Origin of the sequence: Candidatus Protofrankia datiscae (assembly GCF_000177615.2) — a bacterium.
GTDB classification, from domain to species: Bacteria; Actinomycetota; Actinomycetes; order Frankiales; family Frankiaceae; genus Protofrankia; species Protofrankia coriariae.
Genome location: NC_015656.1, coordinates 2,978,817 through 2,999,736, shown reverse-complemented (window position 1 = coordinate 2,999,736; position 20,920 = coordinate 2,978,817). Strand labels below are relative to the sequence as shown.

At 70.0% G+C, this 20,920-nt stretch carries 19 protein-coding genes, 1 tRNA gene and 1 pseudogene; 10 read left to right on the top strand and 11 right to left on the bottom strand.

Annotation, left to right across the window (positions count from 1 at the left end):
* Positions 1-24: 24 nt before the first annotated feature.
* Both FSYMDG_RS12470 and FSYMDG_RS12465 read right to left on the bottom strand, forming a co-directional pair.
* Positions 25-1,008: an MHYT domain-containing protein gene (locus tag FSYMDG_RS12470; protein WP_013873813.1), complete on the bottom strand. Its 984-nt coding sequence runs from the start codon at positions 1,006-1,008 to the stop codon at positions 25-27.
* 386 nt (positions 1,009-1,394) lie between these two features.
* Positions 1,395-1,721: a type II toxin-antitoxin system RelE family toxin gene (locus tag FSYMDG_RS12465; RefSeq protein ID WP_013873812.1), complete on the bottom strand. Its 327-nt coding sequence runs from the start codon at positions 1,719-1,721 to the stop codon at positions 1,395-1,397.
* 367 nt (positions 1,722-2,088) lie between these two features.
* On the opposite strand from FSYMDG_RS12465, the gene FSYMDG_RS12460 reads away from it, so the two are divergent.
* Entirely contained in the window at positions 2,089-2,475 is a 387-nt protein-coding gene (locus FSYMDG_RS12460; protein ID WP_050803781.1) for a CoA-binding protein, read from the top strand.
* Positions 2,476-2,487: 12 nt separating this feature from the next.
* On the opposite strand, the gene FSYMDG_RS23155 is transcribed toward FSYMDG_RS12460, so the two are convergent.
* On the bottom strand, positions 2,488-3,615 hold the full coding sequence (locus FSYMDG_RS23155) for a hypothetical protein (protein ID WP_131772519.1): 1,128 nt from the start codon (positions 3,613-3,615) through the stop codon (positions 2,488-2,490).
* Between the two features lie 992 nt (positions 3,616-4,607).
* On the opposite strand from FSYMDG_RS23155, the gene FSYMDG_RS29215 reads away from it, so the two are divergent.
* On the top strand, positions 4,608-4,955 hold the full coding sequence (locus FSYMDG_RS29215; RefSeq protein ID WP_083731077.1) for a DUF5999 family protein: 348 nt from the start codon (positions 4,608-4,610) through the stop codon (positions 4,953-4,955).
* A 507-nt stretch (positions 4,956-5,462) separates the two neighbouring features.
* Here the strand turns inward: FSYMDG_RS29215 and FSYMDG_RS12445 are convergent.
* A complete protein-coding gene (locus tag FSYMDG_RS12445) occupies positions 5,463-6,317 on the bottom strand; it encodes a hypothetical protein (RefSeq protein ID WP_013873810.1) in 855 nt (284 codons plus the stop codon).
* A gap of 365 nt (positions 6,318-6,682) precedes the next feature.
* Between FSYMDG_RS12445 and FSYMDG_RS12440 the strand changes: the two genes are divergently transcribed.
* Positions 6,683-7,501, top strand: coding sequence for a pirin family protein (locus FSYMDG_RS12440; RefSeq protein WP_013873809.1), 819 nt, complete (start codon positions 6,683-6,685; stop codon positions 7,499-7,501).
* Between the two features lie 125 nt (positions 7,502-7,626).
* On the opposite strand, the gene aceE is transcribed toward FSYMDG_RS12440, so the two are convergent.
* Positions 7,627-10,416, bottom strand: a complete 2,790-nt coding sequence (aceE, locus tag FSYMDG_RS12435; protein ID WP_013873808.1) for a pyruvate dehydrogenase (acetyl-transferring), homodimeric type — start codon at positions 10,414-10,416, stop codon at positions 7,627-7,629.
* A 585-nt stretch (positions 10,417-11,001) separates the two neighbouring features.
* Between aceE and FSYMDG_RS12430 the strand changes: the two genes are divergently transcribed.
* Both FSYMDG_RS12430 and FSYMDG_RS12425 read left to right on the top strand, forming a co-directional pair.
* Entirely contained in the window at positions 11,002-11,406 is a 405-nt protein-coding gene (locus FSYMDG_RS12430) for a YjbQ family protein (RefSeq protein WP_013873807.1), read from the top strand.
* A 186-nt stretch (positions 11,407-11,592) separates the two neighbouring features.
* On the top strand, positions 11,593-12,030 hold the full coding sequence (locus FSYMDG_RS12425; RefSeq protein ID WP_013873806.1) for a DUF3052 domain-containing protein: 438 nt from the start codon (positions 11,593-11,595) through the stop codon (positions 12,028-12,030).
* Positions 12,031-12,574: 544 nt separating this feature from the next.
* Here the strand turns inward: FSYMDG_RS12425 and FSYMDG_RS25310 are convergent.
* Positions 12,575-12,904, bottom strand: coding sequence for a DUF4234 domain-containing protein (locus FSYMDG_RS25310; RefSeq protein ID WP_258165236.1), 330 nt, complete (start codon positions 12,902-12,904; stop codon positions 12,575-12,577).
* 723 nt (positions 12,905-13,627) lie between these two features.
* On the opposite strand from FSYMDG_RS25310, the gene FSYMDG_RS12415 reads away from it, so the two are divergent.
* The 3 genes from FSYMDG_RS12415 (at position 13,628) to FSYMDG_RS12405 (ending at position 14,778) form a co-directional block, all read left to right on the top strand.
* Positions 13,628-14,086: a peroxiredoxin gene (locus tag FSYMDG_RS12415; protein ID WP_013873805.1), complete on the top strand. Its 459-nt coding sequence runs from the start codon at positions 13,628-13,630 to the stop codon at positions 14,084-14,086.
* A 37-nt stretch (positions 14,087-14,123) separates the two neighbouring features.
* Entirely contained in the window at positions 14,124-14,492 is a 369-nt protein-coding gene (locus tag FSYMDG_RS12410) for a hypothetical protein (protein WP_013873804.1), read from the top strand.
* A gap of 214 nt (positions 14,493-14,706) precedes the next feature.
* Positions 14,707-14,778, top strand: a tRNA-Val gene (locus tag FSYMDG_RS12405).
* Positions 14,779-14,931: 153 nt separating this feature from the next.
* On the opposite strand, the gene FSYMDG_RS12400 is transcribed toward FSYMDG_RS12405, so the two are convergent.
* The 5 genes and pseudogenes from FSYMDG_RS12400 to FSYMDG_RS29665 form a co-directional block, all read right to left on the bottom strand.
* Positions 14,932-15,402: a nuclear transport factor 2 family protein gene (locus tag FSYMDG_RS12400; RefSeq protein WP_013873803.1), complete on the bottom strand. Its 471-nt coding sequence runs from the start codon at positions 15,400-15,402 to the stop codon at positions 14,932-14,934.
* A gap of 53 nt (positions 15,403-15,455) precedes the next feature.
* Positions 15,456-15,920: a DUF1772 domain-containing protein gene (locus tag FSYMDG_RS12395; protein WP_013873802.1), complete on the bottom strand. Its 465-nt coding sequence runs from the start codon at positions 15,918-15,920 to the stop codon at positions 15,456-15,458.
* The gene (locus tag FSYMDG_RS23145) at positions 15,917-16,645 is read right to left on the bottom strand and encodes a TetR/AcrR family transcriptional regulator (RefSeq protein ID WP_013873801.1); all 729 of its coding nucleotides are present in this window, start codon (positions 16,643-16,645) and stop codon (positions 15,917-15,919) included. Before FSYMDG_RS23145 ends, FSYMDG_RS12395 begins: the two co-directional genes overlap by 4 nt.
* Positions 16,642-17,067 carry an ester cyclase gene (locus FSYMDG_RS12385; RefSeq protein WP_013873800.1) on the bottom strand — a complete coding sequence of 142 codons (426 nt, stop codon included), beginning with the start codon at positions 17,065-17,067 and terminating at the stop codon, positions 16,642-16,644. Before FSYMDG_RS12385 ends, FSYMDG_RS23145 begins: the two co-directional genes overlap by 4 nt.
* 226 nt (positions 17,068-17,293) lie before the next feature.
* A pseudogene (locus FSYMDG_RS29665) lies at positions 17,294-17,770 on the bottom strand (DUF234 domain-containing protein); the annotation flags it as partial.
* A gap of 162 nt (positions 17,771-17,932) precedes the next feature.
* Here FSYMDG_RS29665 and FSYMDG_RS12375 point away from each other — a divergent pair.
* Both FSYMDG_RS12375 and FSYMDG_RS12370 read left to right on the top strand, forming a co-directional pair.
* On the top strand, positions 17,933-19,474 hold the full coding sequence (locus FSYMDG_RS12375; protein WP_013873798.1) for a TIGR02677 family protein: 1,542 nt from the start codon (positions 17,933-17,935) through the stop codon (positions 19,472-19,474).
* On the top strand, positions 19,471-20,919 hold the full coding sequence (locus FSYMDG_RS12370; protein ID WP_013873797.1) for a TIGR02678 family protein: 1,449 nt from the start codon (positions 19,471-19,473) through the stop codon (positions 20,917-20,919). Before FSYMDG_RS12375 ends, FSYMDG_RS12370 begins: the two co-directional genes overlap by 4 nt.
* Position 20,920 lies beyond the last annotated feature (1 nt).

Genomic DNA, 20,920 nt, shown 5'->3' with positions numbered 1-20,920 from the left:
CGGTGATCGTCACTGGCGGTCGTGTCACCGTCTCGGAGATCGCGACAGGCGGTGGTTCTTCCTGGCCGGACCGAGTGCGTCGGGGTCCGCGGCGGAGGAGTGCGGGACCGGGGAGGGGATGACCTGCGTGGTTACGGCACCGGCGCCGGCAGTGGATACCGGCTGGTGTGAATGCGCCGCACCGCGCGGTGAGGGGTTGCTGTCAGCACGGGAAAAGCTGGCCGGGGCAGGCTTTTCTGAGCGGGCGGGGGGGTGGTGATGATCGGGTATGGGGGCGCCGATCCCGCCGGTCGCGGCGAAGATGATGAACATCAGAACGATGGACGCGGTGAAAGCGGTGATGGTCCCCATGGCGAAAGGATCGACGCCGTGCGGTCGTGGCACGGCGGGGTCGGCGGTGACGCGGGTGGCTGCCATGCCCGTGTAGTGCATCCCGCACACCGCGACCGCCATGATCACCGATGCGACGATGCGTCGGCTGACACCACCGATGTGGAACGCGATCCAGAAGGCGGCTGTCGAGGCCACGACGGCGATGACAATGGACAGGCCGACCAGCGGTATCGCGTAGCTGATCGTCCCTTGGGTGTGCATCGCGTACATGCCGGTGTAATGCATGGCGGCGACACCGGCTCCCGCGACCACTCCGCCGGTGAGCAGCCGCAGGACGTTGTCGGGATCGGCGGCTACCACCGTGAGTCCGACGCCGGCCACGACCACGGCGATGAGCAGCGACAGGGCGGTGACCGCCTCGTTGAACGTGATACTCAGCTCTATACCGTAAGCGACCATCCCGACGAAGTGCATCGACCAGATCGCGCACCCGCCCAGCGCCACGGCCGTGAGAGTCGTCCACGCCAGTTGACGGGCGCCGGTGGTCGTACGTAGGCGGACCGCGCACGCCAGGGCCGCGAACGAACCGAACGCGGCGAGAAGGAAGGACAGCAGGACGAACACGGGGTCGTACGAGGCATGCAGATGCTCTGCTGCGGCACTGACCGGTCCCATCCCAACCCCCAGGAGTTCGCCACGTGCCACCAGGGGGCTGCCGAGTAACGGTATTTGATCAGCAGCCTCCGGATCTTCCGGCAGGGCAACCATAGCCGGACCAGGGTCAGTCAGGTGATCGGCCTCACTCTAAAATAAGTTAACTAATTAAATTATTTTAAATAATCTTTTATTTAAAGAAACTTTTACGGGCGAAGCGTCACTAGGCGAGAAATTTTACTTCGACAGCGTAAACACTTACTTCAAGTGACGCTTCTGGAGCGGATGACCCGAGAGACGGCCGCCAGCGGGCCGAAGGCAATGCGATCATGCTTTTCCGCGCTCGTGGTTCCCGCCGGGCCCGGAAGCCGATCCGGAAGGTTCGGCGGGCTCAGGTCCCCGTGCCGCTACGAGGCGCGACTGGTCGGATGACGACGGTGCGCGACAACCATCACCCGGACGGACAGCGTGTTCGCGTCCACCTGGTAAAGAATCCGCCAGGACGGGCCGGTCGCCTCCCACATCGTCGAACGCGACTCCGACAGGGGTGTGCCCGCCCGGCGCGGATCGTTGCGCAGCGGGCCGCCCAGGAACCGGCGGATCTCGCCGGCGGTCCGGTCGGGCAGCCGCTGCAGGTCGCGCTCGGCCGATGCCGCGACGGTCACCTCATGGCGGGGGCTCATGCCGCCACGCCGTTCGTCCGTGGGCGCGGCGAGCACGGGGCCGGTGCGCATGTCCGGTTCTTCACATGGTGATCGTAGAAGTCTCCGCCGCCGGCCGCCGGAGTTTCCGACCGGGCGGGAGAAAGGGGCAGGGCTGCCCCGTCCGTCTCCACAACCCGTGACGGGATCTGTGACGGCGCGGCAGCCCGTGACGGCACGCCGGGCCCGGCGCTGACGGACATGACGCCAAGATTACCCATGTCACTCGACGCCCAGCCGCCACTTGGTCACGCGCCGGACACGGCCCGGCGCCGGCGTGACCGCTGGCCCCCGCCCGCTCACGAAATGTCCGGCGGCCCCGGCGGACATGGAATGACCGTGCCGGTGCCACGGGTTGGTGCTGGGCGTGCGCTACGGAACCGACGAGACCATCCGACGGATGCTGGCCGACACGAAGGTCTGGGCGATAGTGGGGCTGTCGCAGAACACCTCGCGGGTCGCCTACTCCATCGCGGGCTATCTGCGCGCGAATGGCAAACGGACCGTTCCGGTCCACCCGTCCGCGCCCGTGGTCGCGGGTGAGCAGGGGTACGCCTCGCTGGCGGAGATCCCGTTCCCGGTGGACGTGGTGGACCTCTTCGTCCGCTCGGAGCTGGTCGGCCCGGTGGTCGACGACGCGATCGCCATCCGCGCCGGGGGGATCTGGATGCAGCTCGGTGTCCGTGACGACGCCGCCGCCCGGCGGGCGGAGCGGGCCGCAGTGCCCGTCGTCATGGACACCTGCCCCGCCATGGAGGCGCCCCGCCTGGCCGTCTGGGCATCCTGACCACGGCCCCGGTCACCAGCCGCGCCTCCCGCGCTCTCCGTGCGCCCTACGTGCCCGAGCGCCTACGCGGTGGGTGGAGTGCGTGGCCCTCCGGTGTCGCCGGCGGTGCGGCTGCCGGGGCAGCCCGGGCCGGCGGCTGGACGAGAAACGGGAGATCCGCTGCCAGCCCAGCGCCGCGGCCGGCGGGAGCAGCAGCAGCGTCGGCAACAGGTAGCGGTAGTCGAAACACACCGTGGCGGACGGGACCACCAACAGCGCCATCCCCGCCGTCACCAGCAACGCGCAGTCCGCGCGCAACCGCCCGACCTTGCTGCCGGTGCCAGTGTCGCTGCCAGCGCCGGTGTCGCCGCCGGTGTCGGCACCGTTGTCAGCGCTGGTGTCACGCTCGGTGCCAGTGTCATTCTTGGTGCCAGTGTCGCTGTCGGAGCTGGTGCCGCCGGCCCGCCCGCGACTGGCGCGCCCGCCCGTGGGCAGAAAGCCGGCAGCACCGAGTGCCACCATGACGGCCAGTGCCGGCCCCGGCGTGAAAACGTAGCGCTGGTAGGCCCGCAGGAGCGCGGCCGGCCCGGGGCCGACCTGCCGGGCGACCTGGGTACCGTCGAAGGTGATCAACGGCGCGCTGATGTTCCAGTAGGCCGGCACCGTCTCGGCGGGGAACTGCCAGCTACCGACGTGCCAGTCGTGGGCCCCCACCCACCGGCCGGGCGTGAAGAAATGGGCCACCTCACCGGTCACCATCCGCGCGTAGTCCACCGGTTGGCGCAGGATGACCTCGTGGGCGAACTCGGCCAGCGCGGCCTCCTTCCGGTCCGTGGGGAGATCGACGGTGAACCGGGGGCTGGCGTGGTTCCACACGTAGTAGTTCGGCCCGGGCCGCTGCGCCGGCGGATGCGGCGAGCAGAACAGACGGGCGTCCGGGCTGAGATCCAGTTGTGCGCAGTCGGCGATGGGCGCCACCCGGCCGTACAGCCAGTACGTGTCACCCCCGGTCAGCGCGTAGGCGCCGTGGACGGAATGGAACCAGACGGCGTACCCCACCAGCGGTGCGGCCAGCGCGCCACCGAAGACGACCGAACGTGACCAGCCGAGCCGTCGCAGCAGTACCCAGGCCAGCGCCAGCAGCCCCAGGACGACTCCCACCGTGCGGACCAGCGACGCCAGGGCCCAAGCAGCCCCCGGCGAGTCCACAGGCCGCCACGGACGGTTTCGGTGCCCACAACAGGGCTGCGACGGCCACGACGAGCAGCGCCTCGAACAGCGTCTCCGCCATGACGAAGTGCTCGATGTTCACCTGGTAGGCGTCCAGCAGCACCGGCGTCGCCGCCAGCGCCGACGCTCGGGGAGTCAGCCCCCGGTGCACCAGCAGCGCGTAGAGAAGGATGCCGAGCAGGACGCCCGTGAGGTGCTGGACGGCCGGTACCACCCACAGCTGATGCGTCACGGACAGTGCGCGCAGCAGCAGGGGGTAGCCCGCCGGTCGGACCGGATCGGGCACCAGGGGCCGGGCGAGCCGCAGGTAGGCCATGGAGTCCCCGGAGAACTCCAGCGCCGGCCGATAGGCGATCATGGCCAGTGCTCGCAGGAGGACAGCCGGGACGACGACGATCGTGATCGGGACGATGACGGCGGCCGAGGGGCGTCCGCGGGCCGCCGCCCGACGGGCGGAGCCCGGCTGTGCCCGCCCCGGCCGTGGGGGATCGGGCCGGGGCGGGTGCGGCCGGCGTCGGTCCCGATCCACCGGGGCCTCCTGATCACGTCATGCGCGGGTCGCCGGCAGGGCGACCGGTCACACCTGCGTAAAGGGTCCCGAGAAAACGTACCGAAGGGATTTTCCGGCTATCGGTCGGTATCCGGACAGCATCCGGTCGACATCCGACCGACATCCGACCGGCATCCGACCGGCATCCGGTTGGCATCGTCATATCCGGTATCTGTCACCAGGTGCTTCCGGACCGCTGACGCGAGGCAGCGGCTGTTGCAAATCGAGACGCAAGGCGAGCGAATGGGGACACAAGGCGCGACGCGCCGGGCCGCGGCGGCCGGGTCGTATGCCGCTGTCCCTGTCGTCCTACTACCGACACCCTGAGAGCGCAGGCCGATGTGACGTCCATTACGCGGAGGCGTAATCTTCTGTGACTGTGCGAGGAACACCGGTTTCTGGAGATCCATCGACAACGACGTCGGCGAGTCCACAGGTACGTCAAACCGGCCGGGGGGGTTGTCCTCACCAGCCACCGTGCCCGTCCGCCAACAGTCCCGACCGGGACGCTGCGCGGGTGACGAACCGGCACTGCGATCAGGGCTGGAGCCTGCTGTGTAATGGTGTGATCCTTTTTGACGACACGGGGGAGATTCTGCCGACGGGGGGCATCATCGAACCGCGGCGGGTGCCTCCGATGCCGAGGAGCATGGTCGGCAGCGGTGCGGTTGCCACGCGGCAACCGATGGCCGTGCCCACACCACGCGTCCGGACGGTGTGAGGGGCCGCCCGGCCCGAAGCGGCCCGAACCGGCCCGTGACAATCATTCGATCAAAGGGTATGCGAGGATGACTGTCCGGGCGGGTATCCGGGTATACGGCGGCCCCGGCAGGGCCGCTCTCGAAGGGGCCGCTTCCGGAAAGTCCTGAGCAGACCCGTCTGGCTGAGCAGTGCGTAATGGTATCTTTACGCGTGGCTGATGGACGCCGCCGGGGCTGTCCGGCCGGACGGGTATGCGCGCGGGTTTTCCGCCCGTCGGCGGCCGGGGCCGGCACGCCGTCAGGCTGGAGAGCGCACGGGACGGTCATGACGTGCGGGATGGCCCTGACGTGTGCGTCGGCCTGGATCCCGCCGGTCCCCCTCCGACCGCGCCGATCGACAGCCATCTGACCGCGGCCGAGCCACCTCCGGTAGCGCGAGCAAGGTCGCTCGTCCGGGCGCCGTCAGTGTGACCGCGCGTCCGCGCATGTCCGCGCGTACGTCGGGCAGCCGGCCACGGCCTGGCGGCCTAGCGGTAGCGGTTGATGTCGTAGCGTTCCTGGAGCGGGACCAGCGTGTGCAGCGGCGCGGTCAGGCTCGCGACGGTGTCGGGGTCGAGGATGTCCTGGACGAGCAGAGCGCACGCGAGGTCCGCGCAGAGTTCCATGACCCGCTGGTCGGTGCCGACGTCCACGGAGTCGATCGTCGTGTGGCAGGACGGGCACAGCCGCCAGAAGCCCTCGGCGGCGCTGCGGCGTACCAGCGTCCACACCCGGCGGCGTCCCGTGCGCACGGCGCTGTTGAACGCGATCTGCATGGCGTCCTGGTGGGCGCTCTCGTCCCGGGTGAGCGCGGCGACCAGCAGGCGGTCGTAGGTCCGCAGGCTGTCGGCATCGTGACAGCGCCGTGACAGCGCCGGCAGTGCGGCAAGAACCCGCTTGACCTCGGATCCGAATGGGCCGAGATCTGGTTCGTGCCCGCGGCTACGGGGGTAGACAGTGCGCCAGGGCCGCAGCAGCGCCGCGTACTCCGACCGGGTGAGAACCGGCTTGGCGTAGGCGGCCGCGATCGCGTCCCGGACCGCCTTGAGCGCGGTCGCGGTGACGTTCGGGTCGACCGTCACGTAGTCGTCGATGCCGGCGAGGTCGTCGGCGTAGATGGCCGACAGGGCGTCGAACGCGGCGAGGACCTCGATGACCAGCGGCGCATCCGGTGAGAGTGCCTTGTCCCGTGCGGTGGCGAGTTGTGGCGTGTTGCGCCAGGCCGAGGCAAGCTGGTTGAGTTCGGCGTCACTGGTGTGCACGAGTTGGGCAAGGATCGCGAGGATCCCACGGAGATTGGGATGATTCTCCAGTCTGTCGATCCTACGGAAACGCAGAATCATGCCGGTTTCCCCAGCTTCGTACAGGCCATGTCACGTTTTCGTATTCCGGCGATGACGCCGAGTAGCATTTCTGTCCGTGGTGGCTCTGGCATCTGCTGTCGCGTCCGGCTGTCGGCAGCCGTCACATCGCCTCCTCACGAGGCCCTCTGGTCGCGCCTGGGGGCCAGTTGGCCACTGGTCGGCCAAAGGCCCCGTTCTTCCTGGACGTCCGACTGGGATCATAGCCGTCGGGGCGAATAGGTTGGACCATGGTCTCGGCAGCATGTACGTCGGATGAACCCTACGGCAACTGGCGCACCGATAGTAGCCGCAACGATGGTAGCCGGAGGACGCGGGCCAGCGACAGGAAAGGGGCGCGAGTGACTGTGACCGATATCTCGGCGTTGCGGGGGGTGGGGATTGCCGTCAGACGCGCGGACGGTCGGGCGGTGACCCGAAATGGCTGGCTGGACTCCCGCCACTCGTTCGCGTTCGGTCGCCACTATGATCCGGCCAACACCCATTTCGGCCTGCTGCTGGTCGGCAACGACGACCATGTCGCTCCAGGTGGCGGCTTCGCCACCCATTCACACCGGGACATGGAGATCGTGACGTGGGTGCTGGAGGGTGAGCTCCTGCACACCGATTCCACCGGGACCCATGGCACCATCCGGCCCGGGGTCGCTCAGCGTATGAGCGCCGGTACGGGGATCCTGCACGCGGAGATGAACGCGGTGGGCGCCACCGATGATTCGTGGACAGCCGATTCGTGGACAGCCGATGCCCCGGGCGCCCGTCCCGTCCCCGGCGATCCGGGCACCGTCCACTTCATCCAGATGTGGGTGACCCCCGACCACACCGGAATCACGCCCAGTTATGCCCAGCGGGACGTGACGGACGCCCTCGCCACCGGTGAACTGGTGGCGATCGCCGGCGGGGAGGGCTCGAACGCCGCCATCGACATCCAGCAGCGCAAGGCGGTCCTGCACGCGGCGCGCCTGCCCGCCGCCGGCCGGGTGCACCTGCCGTCCGCGCCGTGGGCGCACCTGTTCGTCGCGCGCGGCGCGGTCACGCTGGAGAGCGCGGGCGAACTCGATACCGGGGACGCGGCCCGGATCAGGGGCTGTGACGGGCTTGCCGTGACCGCCGAGGCCGGACCGGCGGAGATCCTGGTATGGGAGATGCACGCCGCACTGGGACGCTGACCGGTCAGCCGGCCGGCCCGACTGACCGACCGACCGGTCCGGCCGGCTGGCCCGACCGGCCGGCCGAGCTGGTCGGGCCAGCCGGCCGTCGCCGGGGCTTCAACGCCGTGTGACACCTCCTGGTGTCACGCCTCCCGCAGCCGGTACCGGCGGATCGCGTCCTCGACGACCGTCGCCTTGATCGCACCGTGGCGGGTCAGAGCTTCCAGGGTCGCCACCGTGATCGACTCGGCGTCGACGTGGAAGTGGCGGCGCAGCGCCGCCCGGGTGTCCGAGCGTCCGTACCCGTCGGTGCCCAGGGAGGAGTAGTCCTGGGGAATCCAGCGGGAGATCTGGTCCGGTACCGCACGCATCCAGTCACTGACGGCGATCACCGGCCCGGGTGCCCCCTGCAGGAGCCGGGTCACGTACGGCCGGCGTTCCACCGAGTCCGGGTTGAGCAGGTTGTGTTCCTCGCAGCTGAGCGCCTCGCGGCGCAGCTCGTTCCAGGAGGTCACCGACCACACGTCCGCCTGTACGCCGAAGTCGTTCGCGAGCAGCTCCTGGGCGTCCAGCGCCCAGCGCATCCCGGTGCCGCTGGCCAGCAGCTGCGCACGGGGCGGCTCGGCGTCCGACGAGCCGCCCGCCGAGGAGCCGGCGTCGGGGGAGCCGGTGTCGGCCGGCGGCCGTACCGGCAGGCCCGCCTCGGCGAACGGCCGGAACAGGTACATGCCGGCGAGTACCTGCGCCGGGTCGACTCCGGCCGGCTCGGCCGGCTGCGGGAACGACTCGTTGTAGACGGTCAGGTAGTAGAAGACGTCCTCGCCGCGTTCGCCGTACATGCGGTCGAGGCCGTCCCGGACGATGTGGGCGACCTCGAAGGCGAACGCCGGGTCGTAGGCCACACACGCCGGGTTCGTCGAGGCGAGCAGCAGGGAGTGGCCGTCCTGGTGCTGAAGCCCCTCGCCGTTGAGGGTCGTGCGGCCCGCGGTGGCACCGAGCAGGAAGCCGCGGCCGAGCTGGTCACCGAGCGCCCACATCTGGTCGCCGGTCCGCTGGAATCCGAACATCGAGTAGAACACGTACACCGGAATCATGTGCACCCCGTGGGTGGCATATGCGGTGCCCGCGGCGATGACCGATCCCATCGAACCGGCCTCGTTGATTCCCTCGTGCAGCATCTGGCCGGACTCGGACTCCTGGTAGGAAAGCAGGAGCTCACGGTCCACGGCCTCGTAACGTTGGCCGTGCGGTGAGTAGATCTTGGCGGTCGGGAACATGGCGTCCATACCGAAGGTACGTGCCTCGTCCGGAATGACCGGGACGAACCGGGCGCCCATCTCCTTCGTCTTGATCAGGTCCTTGAGCAGCCGGACGAAGGCCATCGTGGTGGCCACCGGCTGCTTGCCCGAGCCCCGGCGCAGGTCACCGAAGATGGACTCCGGCGGCTGCGGGAGAGGCCGGGCGCGCACGACCCGTCGCGGCAGCGTGCCGTCCAGAGCGGCCCGCCGTTCCCCCATGTACTGGATCTCCTCCGAATCCGGGCCGGGATGGAAGTAGGGCGGCAGGCCGCTCTCCAGCTCGGAGTCGGGAATGTCCAGATAGAGCCGGTCGCGGAACTCCTTGAGATCAGCCTTGGAGAGTTTCTTCATCTGGTGCGTGGCGTTACGCGCCTCGAAGTCCTTGCCCAGCGTCCAGCCCTTGATGGTGTGGGCGAGGATGACGGTGGGCTGGCCCGCGTGCTCGGTCGCCGCCTTGTAGGCCGCGTACAGCTTGTGGTAGTCGTGCCCGCCGCGGGAGAGTTTGCGCAGCTCGTCGTCGGACAGGTCCTTGACCATACGGCGCAGCCGCGCGTCCACCCCGAAGAAATGTTCCCGGATGTACGCGCCGGACGATGTCGTATAGGTCTGGAACTGGCCGTCCGGGGTGGTGTTCATCCGGTGGACGAGCACCCCGTCGGTGTCCTTGGCCAGCAGCGGGTCCCAGTCGCGGCCCCAGACCACCTTGATGACGTTCCAGCCGGCGCCGCGGAACAGCGACTCCAGCTCCTGCATGATTTTCCCGTTGCCGCGGACCGGCCCGTCGAGGCGCTGCAGATTGCAGTTCACGACGAAGATGAGGTTGTCGAGCTCCTCGCGCGCGGCGATGCCGAGCGCGCCGATCGACTCGGGCTCGTCCATTTCGCCGTCACCGAGGAAGGCCCACACCCGGCTGCCGGAAGTGTCCTTGATCCGCCGGTTCAGCAGATAGCGGTTGAACCGGGCCTGGTAGATGGCGTGGATCGGCCCGAGGCCCATCGAGACGGTCGGGAACTCCCAGAAATCGGGCATGAGACGGGGATGCGGATAGGAGGACAGCCCACCGGGCTCGCTCTCCCGGCGGAACGCGTCGAGCTGCGCCGCGGTCAGCCGGCCCTCGAGAAAGGCCCGGGCGTAGATACCCGGCGAGGCGTGTCCCTGAATGAACACCTGGTCGCCCGAGTCGCCGCCGGGCCCGCCGGTCAGGTTGTCCTTGCCGCGGAAGAAGTGGTTGAATCCCACCTCATAGAGAGCGGCGCTGGACGCGTATGTCGCGATATGTCCGCCGACGCCGTATTCGGGCCGGTTCGCACGGCTTACCATGATGGCAGCGTTCCAGCGGACATAGGCCCGGATGCGCCGTTCGATGTGCTCGTCCCCGGGGAACCACGGTTCCTGCTCCGGCGGGATGGTGTTGATGAAATCGGTGCTGGTGAGTCCGGGCACTCCGACAGCCTTCTCCCGGGCCCGTTCCAGCAGCTTCAGCATGAGGAATCGGGCCCGGCCACGGCCCTGCTCGTCGATCACCGAGTCCAGGGACTCCAGCCATTCGCCGGTTTCGGACGGGTCGATGTCCGGCAACTGGCTGGGAAGCCCGTCGGTGATGACCGAGAACCTCCTGCCGCTGTCCTTCGCCACGTGTTCTCCCTGACGTCACTTGGTCGTTGTGCGCATGCTTCGTCGTGAGTAGGTCCTCTTCCATCGTGCTCTGCGCGGGGGGGGCTCGTCACGCTTCCCGACGTTACTTGTGGCCCACCCGGTCGAAGAACACACGATCATGATTTTTCCCGGGTGTGCGGGGCGCTGGGGAACTGACCTGGATCGACGACCATGGGTACGGACCGTCGTCGGCGCGCCGTCCGGTCCCGCGGGGGCGGCGCGCCGACGACGGTGCCTGGTTGCCGGGCCGTCAGGCCGTCCCGGCGGCACCCGGCTGCCGGCGCGGCCGGGGCGGAGCGGCGTCGGGCCGGCGGGAGCCGGTGGGCAGGGGCGGTCGGGGCCGCTCCGCCGGGGCGCGGCCGGGCCGGGCGGCGAGCCCGCGGCGGCTCCAGCGGGCCCACCGCCCGCCGTGGGACGCCCGCCGTGGGACATCCGTGGGACATCCGTGGGACACCCAGGGCCGGGACCGGAGCGGGACAATGGGACGGGGAAGGGGACGCGGGCACGGCGACGGTGGCACAGGGGGAAGCGCGGCGGAGGAAGAAGGTCGGGAGAGGGCGGGGCATGGAGACGACCACGGTGTCCGTACACACCGGTGGGACGGAGTGTGTCCGTGATCTCACCGGGCACGCCCGTCGGTTCGTGGCCGGGCGCGGGGACGGGCTGCTGTCGCTGTTCGTTCCGCACGCGACCGCCGGAGTCGCCCTGCTCGAGCTCGGTTCGGGCAGCGACGCCGACCTGCTCGCCACGCTCGATGAACTGCTGCCGACGGACGGCCGCTGGCGGCATGCCCACGGCTCGGCGGGTCACGGGCGCTCGCACGTCCTGCCGGCGCTGATCTCCCCGTCGCTGACCGTGCCGGTCCTCGACGGCCGCCTGCTCCTCGGAACATGGCAGTCGATCGCGCTCGTGGATCTCAACGTGGACAATCCTGAACGCACTGTTCGACTCTCGTTTCTGTCCGGATGAGCCGGTACGGGTGGCACCTTTGTCCACAACTACCGGCGTGGCACTTGCGCTGCCCCGGGGTGCTCCGGTGGACTAGGTCCACGGTGGTGCGCGCAGCAGGTGGATCGAACAACCGCCGTGCCGTACAGCCGGTGCTCACGGGCAGCGTGCCCGCGGGCAGCTGACACGAGCAGGAGGTTGTTGAGGGTGAGTCCGACCGCGGCGAACGCCGAGGGTCAGCGGCGTGCGGAACGTCTGGGCATTACGCCCGGGGTACTGGTTCAGTCGCTCAACGAAGACAACGACATCGCCTATGATCTTCTCGACGCCGTCACCTCGGCCAGCGGAACGGAACTCGTCCCGGAGGACTCCGACGATGTGGTCGATGTCGTACTGCTGTGGTGGCGGGACGACGACGGCGACCTTGTTGAGGCACTCATCGACGCGCGCCGCCAGTTGTCGGAGGCCGGTGTGATCTGGCTGTTGACGCCGAAGGCCGGCCGGGCCGGCCATGTGGAGCCCAGCGACGTGCTGGAGGCCGTGCCGGCCGTCGGCCTGGTGCAGACGAGCACCGTCAGCGTCGCCACCGAGTGGGCCGGCATGCGGCTTGCCGCTCCCAAGTCCCAACGGGTCCGACACCGCTAGCCGTCCGCCAGGGCGGCGGGCCCTCTCAACCGGGTGGCCGAGGGACGGGCTGCCAGTACCGCCTGCGCGCCGTGGGCATCCCTTGCCGGGCCCGGGCACCGGATGGTGACGACCACCAGCCAGACGGGCGAGGACCCGGGCCGATACCGGCGTCCCCGTCCGGCCTCGGCTGGGGGCCACGAGCGCCGGGATCCCGGGGACTGCCCCACCCAGCCGCGGACGGTGGCCGGTTCGACCGGGAGGCCCGGCGGGGGCCTGCGGGTGGCACCCGGCTTTCGGGCACCCGCGAGCGCCTCGGCCGGGCCGTCTCGCGCGCGGCCGTACCGGCGGTGGGAGCCCACTGCCGGATGCCGACCGTCATCGAAGATCAACGCGGATGTGTCGTTGGATACACTCACCGGCCCGGAAAGCGTACCCGCCAACACACTCGCCCCGATCGTGTCCCGGGCGGGCGGGCGGGCGGGCGGGCGGGCGCGGACGGCGTCCCCGCCGTGTGGACCGGCAGAGGCCAGGCAGACCGATCAGGTGTACGGACAGCTCAGGCCTACAGAGAGACCTGCTGCCCTTCCAGCGAGCCCGGGTAGCGGCCCCAGATTTTGTTGATCTCGTACTGGAGGTACAGCGGGCCTCCACCGACGAGCCAGAGGACGAAGGCGACACCGGCGCTCAGTTCGGGTAGGCCGGCCGCTCGCTGGGCCTGGCGGGCACGGGTGCCCAGCCGCCACACGGCCACGAACGGTGGCACGATCAGGAACGCCCCGAACGTCACCGCGAGCACCGACAGGACCGGGTTGACGTCGATCCGCCGGTCGTAGGCGTTGAGCTCCTTGTTGGTCTTGTAGACCCACACGATGCCGTAGATGCCAAGGGTGATCAGAGGCAGGCCGAGCTAGGACGCGAAGGGATTGCGCCGTTTGCCGCGGATGCCCGCGCCCACGGGTTGTGGGTGGCCGCCGGGAACAAGGGCACCCGACGTGGGGTACCCGGCCCCGTATCCGGGCTGGTCCCCGTATCCGGGGTTGTTGTGGCGGTCCCCGGGCGGGGGCTGACCGTACGGATTCGTACTGTGTGGCCCCGGCGGTTGCTGTCCGTATCCGTGTTGACCATACGGACCGAAATTCTGATCGGTCACCGTGCCCCTGCGTTTTCGTGTGCCGTTGTCTGTACATCCCTCGCGGTTTCATACACCCCTGACGGATGTGCCGATCCGGGCCGATCGGAACAACACCGGCAGACCGCCCGGCTGCCGCGCGAGGTGTCCGCTGTCGAAGGAAGCGGACACACCCATGTAACAGATGGGAGCTTGAAGCGGACGGGAGCGAGCGACGCAGGTGCATCCGGGCCGACGGGACGGGATAAATGTTACCGGCCGGGACATCTGGGCAGTAGTCCCCGGTCACATCGGCGCCGTATGACTGATCGGAAACCGCGGGAGGTGACAGGAGGTCGGCAGGAGGTCGTGGGCGGTGGCACCCGGCACGGGCGGTCGCCGGCACGAGGGATCCTGATCCAGGGGCCGAACAGATGGCATGCTGGGAACGGGTGGCCAGCCGCCCCTTATCCGAATACACACCGTTACTGTCGAGAGGATGTGCCAGTGGCCGTCGACGTGGGCAGCATCGCCCCTGACTTCACCCTGCGTGATCAGAACAACGAGGAGGTCACACTCTCGGAGTTCCGCGGGCGGCGTAACGTCGTACTCCTGTTCTACCCCCTGACCTTCACCGGTATCTGCCAGGGCGAGCTCTGCGCGGTTCGCGACGAGCTCTCGTCGTTCCAGAACGACAATGTGCAGGTCCTCGCGGTCTCGGTCGACTCGCCCTACGCTCACAAGGTGTGGGCGGAGCGCGAAGGATACGACTTCCCGCTGCTGGCGGACTTCTGGCCGCACGGCGAGGTGGCGCGCAGCTATGGCGTCTTCGAGGAGAGCAAGGGATTTGCCCTGCGGGCGACCTTCATCATCAACAAGGAGGGTGTCGTCCACTGGAAGATCGTGAACAGTCCCGGTGAGGCTCGGGACCACGCCGAATACCTCAAGGCGCTCGCCGCGCTGTAGGTTGCACCCGGTCTTTTCCGTCACATCAGGTTGCAGGATGCCGTGCTTTCGTTGTCACACCCGTCAGACCGACCCCACCCGGGGAGCCAGCCCGTGGCGGCGGGCGGTCGTGGCGGGGGAGCAGGTGCTGTTCTGCCCGCAGTGCCAGCAGACGGTCGGCTGGTCGCAGACCCTCGACCGCTGCGGCAGTTGCGGCTCGACACACCTGGCCAAGGCTCTCGGCTTGATCTCGTGCCAGGACTGCGGCCGGGAGACCTCCCCGGCACCAGCCGGTTCTGATCTTCCGGTCCGCGTTCCGGCGCCGCTGCCGGGGAGCGCGTCCGCATCGCCGGTGCCCGCGCCCCCCGAACTCAGCGCCGAGGTCGAAGCCGCCCTCGCGCGGATGCTGGGCAACAGCCTGAGATGACCGGTGACGTGTGCCCGCTCGGCCTGTCCGACCGGCGGCAGGGCCAAGCGGGCACACGCGCGGGCCAGTGGCGCGCCCGGACAGCCGGCAACACCGCGCCGGGCCCGGACGGACATTCCCCGGCACAGACGACGTCGACATCGTGCCGGGCACCGGTTTCCGTGGCACCCATCCCCCACAGCCGTGCGCTGTTGCGTACGCTTACGAGCATCCCGGGCGCGTAGCTCAGCGGGAGAGCGCTCGCCTTACAAGCGAGTGGTCGCAGGTTCGATCCCTGCCGCGCCCACGGGCTGGCTTCGGCTGCTCGCCGACCTTCGGTCGGCTTCGCCACCAGCCGCGATGTCTGCCGGGGGGCCGAGCCCCCCGTACCCCCCACGATCAACCCCCCTGGGGGTTTTGCGGCTTTGGGGGGGTTGCCGCGCCGGCGGCGGGGTGCGTTTCAGCGGGCCAGGCGGGTGATGAGCCGGTCTCCCCGGGCCAGGGCACCGGGGAGACCGCGGGAGATCAGGCCGACCAGGCGCTCACGGTTGCGGCCGTGGCGGGCGGCGAGCGGTGGGGCGGCGACAGCGGCGATGGCGGCCAGCGGGCGTCCATAGACGCTGATCTCGGCCACGCGTCCGTCCGGGTCCAGACGGAAGTGTTCGGCCAGGTCGATGTCGTGGCCGCCGATGCGTCCGCGGGCGCCGAACACGCACTCGTCGTCGCCGGTGAACACGAAGGTGCGTTCCCAGCTCTGGAAACCGGCGAGGACGTGAGACATGAGCGCGCCCACCTCTGCCCTGCCGGTGAACCGCACGGCGGTGACAGGCGAACTGAAGACGATGTCCTCGGCGTACAGGGCCATGAGCGCCGCGTGGTCACGAGATGTCATGGCTTGCGCGACCGCGTCGGCGGTCTGCCGTGGATCCATGTTCACAACACTCCCAGTAACTGGACACGGTGGTCGCTGGACAGGTCTCCTGGTCATCGGCTGAGGATGATGACGAGTAGACCAGCCAGCGCGATGGTCTGCAGGGCGGCCCGGGTCCAGATGACGCTGTCCCAGCGTTGCTGGAGGACTCGGGTGTCCGCCGGGACGGTGTGGCTGGCCGCGGCCGCGCGAAGCCGTCTGTTGATCGGTGCGCTGACGCGTACGTAGATCGCGAGCCAGGCCAGCAGCGCGGCCAGCGCTGTCGCGCCGCCGATGCGCGCGGGGTTGGTGTCGCTGGCCACGGTGGCGAGCGCCGCGGCGAGGACGGAGACCGCTCCGGGCACGGGCAGCCGGCGATCTCCGTACTCGTGGACCCGGCCGAGCAGGTCGGCCACGGAGGCGTCGGCGGCATCGACCGCGGCAGGGCGCAGGACGAGCGCGGAGAAGACGTCGGTGCCATAGATGATCGCGGCAGCCGCGACTGCGACGAGCGCGGCGGCGGTGGCCAGGCTGCTCACAACTGCCTCTTTCCGGTCGGTTTTCCAGTCGGTTCCGCTGCTGATCGGCCGCTGCGCCGAGGTGACGCCGGTGCGGGCAGGGCGCGGGTGAGGCAGTCGGTCAGCGCCTCCTCGAGCAGGGCGTGCAGCGCGGCGGAGTCGACGTCGACGCGGCCGACGACCAGCAGCGCGACCAGCCCGTGCGCCGTGGCCCACAGTTGCAGCACGTGCTGCTCGGGCTGCCGGTCGCCAGCGGCGGCGAGCAGCCCGGTCAGGACGTCGCCGACGGCTTGCCCCTCGACCCAGGTGTCGGCGGCGGGCATGCGCACGCCGCCCAGGCCGTACATGAGCTGGTACAGGTCGGGTTCGGTCAGGGCGAAGTCGAGGTAGGCGTGTGCGGCCCGTCGGATGGCCGCGACGTCCGGGACGTCCGTGTCGGACGTCGCGGCGGCGGATTCGGCCGCCGGCCGCCGGCTTGCGGTGTCCATCGCGTCGCGCAACCGGGTGAATCCGTCGCGGATGAGGGTGAGCAGAATGTCGTCACGGCCGGTGAAGTAGCGGTAGGCGAAGTTTGCGGAGTAGTCGATGCGCTCCGCCAGTCGCCGCATGGTCACCGTCTCCCAGCCCTCGCTTCGCGCCAGTTCCCGCGCGGCGGACAGGATCGACTCGCGGGCGGCGGCCCGTTCCCGCTCCCGGCGCCGCTGCGCACGCGTCGGCGCCGGGTCGTCCTGCGCGTCGATCGTCATTGGTTGTCGGCGTCCCCGGTCAACTGTGCGAAGAACGCCTGCCCGTCGAGCTGGTCCCAGTGCTCCACGGCCATACCGTCGACCACGCGCCAGATGTCGATCGAATGCATCACCACCGGGCGCCCGGTCGGTGGCAGGCCCATGAAAGGGCCCTGGAACGTCGCCCGGTAGGTGAATCTGCCGGCGACCCGATCTCCGTCGACGAGGACGTCGTCAAGGCTGACCTCGGTGTCCGGGAACGCGGCGAACCACTGTGTCCAGAACGCCCGGTTCGCCTCGCGCCCGTCCTCGACGAACGCGTTGTGGTTGATGTAGTCCGCCGCGATGAAGCCGTCGACCGCGTCCGGATCGTGATCGTTCATCAGGTCGGCGAACGCGTGCGCGACCGTCCCGGGCCGCCGTCGCGTGCTGCTCGTGGTCATGGTTCCCCTCCGGCTATCATGGTTACGCTGTAACCAGCGTGTACGCTGTAACCAGATCAGTCAAGGGTGAACGAGGCGGACCGCGGGAAGCCTTACGGATCGCTGAACGTGGCCGGTGTTGGGGTCGCGATGGTGACTTGATGACTCCGAGGAATCGCGTGCTACCGGAGAGTGCCTGTTCGTGGTCTGCGCCTCGTTGGACGGCGGGCTGGCGAATTCCGTCTCGTCAGGTTGTCTGCCAGGCGGTGAGGAGTTCGGCTGGGCCGTAGGTGGCGGTGAGACCGGTGGCGGTGACTCCGCCGCGGCTGACCGCGACGAGGGGGAGCGGCTCGTCGGTGAGCGCGGCCCGGTATTTCTGTAGCACCGCGAGGTCGTGGTGGTCGAACGCGGAGCGTTCCAACCATTTGATGGAGCCGAGGAAGTAGAGCTCCTTGGCGACCGGTTCCCGGTCGGCGCCGACGATATCGATCTGGATGGTGTTCGGCCGGTTCCAGTAGGAGCCGACGGCGGGGGCGGCGGGCAGCGTCTGGTCGGGCAGCAGGCGGGCGATGGAGTCGCGCAGGAGCGGTTCGACCGCCCGGCCGCGCCAGGACGTCCACCCGTCGCGGATCCGGGCCAGGGTGAGGTCGCCGCGGCGGCGTTCGATCTCCGGCAGGTACGGGCCGATGAACCGTAGCCAGAACCGCAGGTAGGGGTCGGTGACCTGGCCAAGGATGTCCGGAGGGGGTCGTCGCTGTGTCGATCAGAGTGGGCCGGGCGGTCGGCCTTGGGGTCGGGCCTGTTAGTTTCGGATTCGTCAGTTACGGTGGGACATTCGGTGGACCACTGAGCGCGGCCGGTGGTGGGGTGCCATGGCGGTGACTGGATGACTTCGACGCATCGGGTGCCACCGGAGATGTTCCGGTTCGCGACCGAGCAGAACGTCGACCTGTACACGGCGATCCTGCACGTCTTCGGTGAGGCGAACGAGCGGCTGGAGACCGCGCTGGGGCTCGACGGCATCTCCGACCGGCTGGCGTCCGTCGGCTTCTTCCGCGAGCTCGGTCCGGACGAGCTTGGCCGCGCGCTCGCGCAGCTGGGCAAATGGCGGCTGCTGGACGTCATCCAGAACCACGGCGCGGACTACACCACCGCCGCCGAGTACGAGCGCGGCAACCTGCAGTACTCGCTGACGCGACGCGGGGAGGCCGCGTTCGCGGGCGTCCAGCACGCGCTGGCGGTACTCGCCTCGGCGGGCGCGTTGCAGACCGCCGTCCTGGACGCCATCGTGGACCGGCTGGACACGCTGTACGCGCTGATGGCCGACGAGGCCTCGCCGAACCGCAGGATCTTCACGACGCTCAGTGAGCTTGAGGGCCACCTTGAGGCTCTCCGGGTGAACACCAAGCAGTTCAACGGTGAGCTGCAGCGGCTCCTGCGGGCCGAGAACGCCGATCTTGACACCTTCCACGAGGTCAAGCGGGCCACCGTCGCCTACCTGCAGGAGTTCGTCACCGATCTCGATCACCGGTCGCACGAGATCCGCGAGGCGATCCGGCGGGTGGAGTCCCGCGGTGTCGGCGCGTTACGCGGGCGCGCGCTGCTGGGCGCGGAGCTCTCGCCGATCGGTGGGGACGATCCGGCGCCGGCCTGGCTGGAGCACCGCCGGCTGCGCTGGGAGGGCCTGCGGCTGTGGTTCGACCCGGACGGCGGTGCGCGCCCGCGGGCGGAACAGCTGCACACGGTGGCGCGGCGGGCGATCGTCGCCCTGCTCGCGGCCCTGGAACGCATCGGCGAGTCCCGACGGCGGTCGTCGAGCGCGGCCCGCGACTTCCGCGTGCTCGCGCACGCGTTCGCCGCCGCTCCCGCCGAGGACGACCTGCACCGGCTGTGGGGCGCGGCGTTCGGGCTGGCCCCAGCCCGCCACGCGCACCTGCGGCACGCCGACGCCGAACTGGTGCCGACCGGCGTGAGCTGGGCGGACGCCCCCTCGGTGGAGGTGTCGACGCTGCTGCGGCGCGCGGGCCGGGTGGAGCGCTTCTCCCGGACCGGCCGGGTCCGTGACGTCACGGCCGTCCGGCGTGCGCGCGAGGAGCGGGCGCGGCGGGAGCGCGCCGAACTGGAGGCCATCTGGCGGCGGCTGAGAACGGACGGGCCGATCCGCCTGTCCGCGGTGGCCGAGCTCGGCCATGAGGAGCTGTCATACCTGCTGGACCTGCTGGGGCATGCGCTCGACGGGCCGCTGGACAGCTCGGGCGCGCGGCGGGCCACGACGTCCGACGGGCGGGTCGAGATCGTCGCGCGGCCGACGGATGACGGCAGGCTGGCGATGATCCGTACCCCGCGGGGTGTGCTGACCGCCCCGGACCACGTCGTCGAAATCATCCTCGTCGGCCAGCGCGCACGTCCCAGCGAGGCCGCGCAGTGAGCTCGTCGGCGAACCAGCACGTCCAGGACGAGCGCGTCGACGTCGCCCGGGGCATCCGGCTGCTGCTCGGCAGCCCGTTGCTGACGGCGGCCGGCCGCCCGGACGCGTTCGCGGTCGTGCGGCGGCGGCGCAGGCCGATCGCGGACTGGTTCGACTACTTCTGCGGATGGCAGCTCGTCGTCGAGCCGCGGGCCGGCTACGCGCGGCTGGTGAAGATCCGTTCGGAGCCGGATCCGTCGCGCCCGGCGCGCCGGCCGCGGTCGACGCGGGCCCCGTTCGACCGGAGCAGGTACGTGCTGTTCTGTGTGGTGGCCGCCGAGCTGATGGCCGGTCCGGTCACGACGATCGGGCTGCTGGCCGACCGGGCTGCCTCGGCCTGCGCGGCGGACGGCGCCCTGCCGCCCTTCGACACCGCCAGCCGCGCCGGGCGGATGGCCTTCGTCGACGCGCTGAAATTCCTGGAGTCCCTCGGCGTGGTCAGCGCGGTGGACGGCGTCACCGAGGCCTATGTGCAGTCCGAGGACGCGAAGGTCCTCTACCGCGTCGACACCACCCGCCTGGTGCGGCTGCTCGCCGCACCGGTCGCGCCGTCACGGGTGGTCACCGCCGGCGCGTCCGTGGCGCCCGGCGCCGGTGACGCGCCCGCCACGCCCACTGCGGACGACACTCCCGACGATGCCGGGAAGGCCGGCGCGGCCCCGCCCCCGAACCAGGAGCTGATCGACATCGACGTGCTCATCGCCGACATGCTCGTCGAGACCCGTTACGGGGACGCCGCGGCCGAGGCCCCGACGGTCTCCGACTCCCGGCGCAATCTCTGGCTGCGGCATTCGGTGATCCGACGCCTGGTCGACGACCCGGTCGTCTATCGCTGGCAGCTCAGCGCGGCGCAGCTGGCCTATCTCGCCACGCCGACGGGCCGCACGATGGTCCGCCGGGCCGCCGAGCTGGCAGGCTTCGAGCTGGAGGAACGAGCCGAGGGATATCTGTTCGTCGACCCCGACGGCATCGCGACCGACAGCCGCTTCCCCGACGACGCGAGCAGCGCAAAGATCGCTGGCCTGATGCTGCTCGACGCGCTGCGGGCCGCGCCGGCCGGGCTCACGATCGAACAGCTGGCCATCGAGGCGGGGCGGATACTCGCGGGGCTGCCGTCCTGGGCGAAGAGCTACCGTTCCGAGGAGGGCGCGCACCGGCTCGCGCGGGACGCGGTCACCGAGCTTCGGATGTTCGGGCTCGCCGCGCTGGACACGGGCCACACCGGCGCCTCCGCCGTCGTGCGGGCCCTGCCCGCCGCGGCACGATACCGCGACCACCGCGAGGATCGGTCGCGCCTCACGGACGTGGCGTCATCCGCCGCGAAGGCTGCCACCGGGGATGTCACAGCCACCGGGGATGTCTCAGGGGGCGCTGAGCGGGACGTCGCGTCGGGCGGGCAGGCGTGAG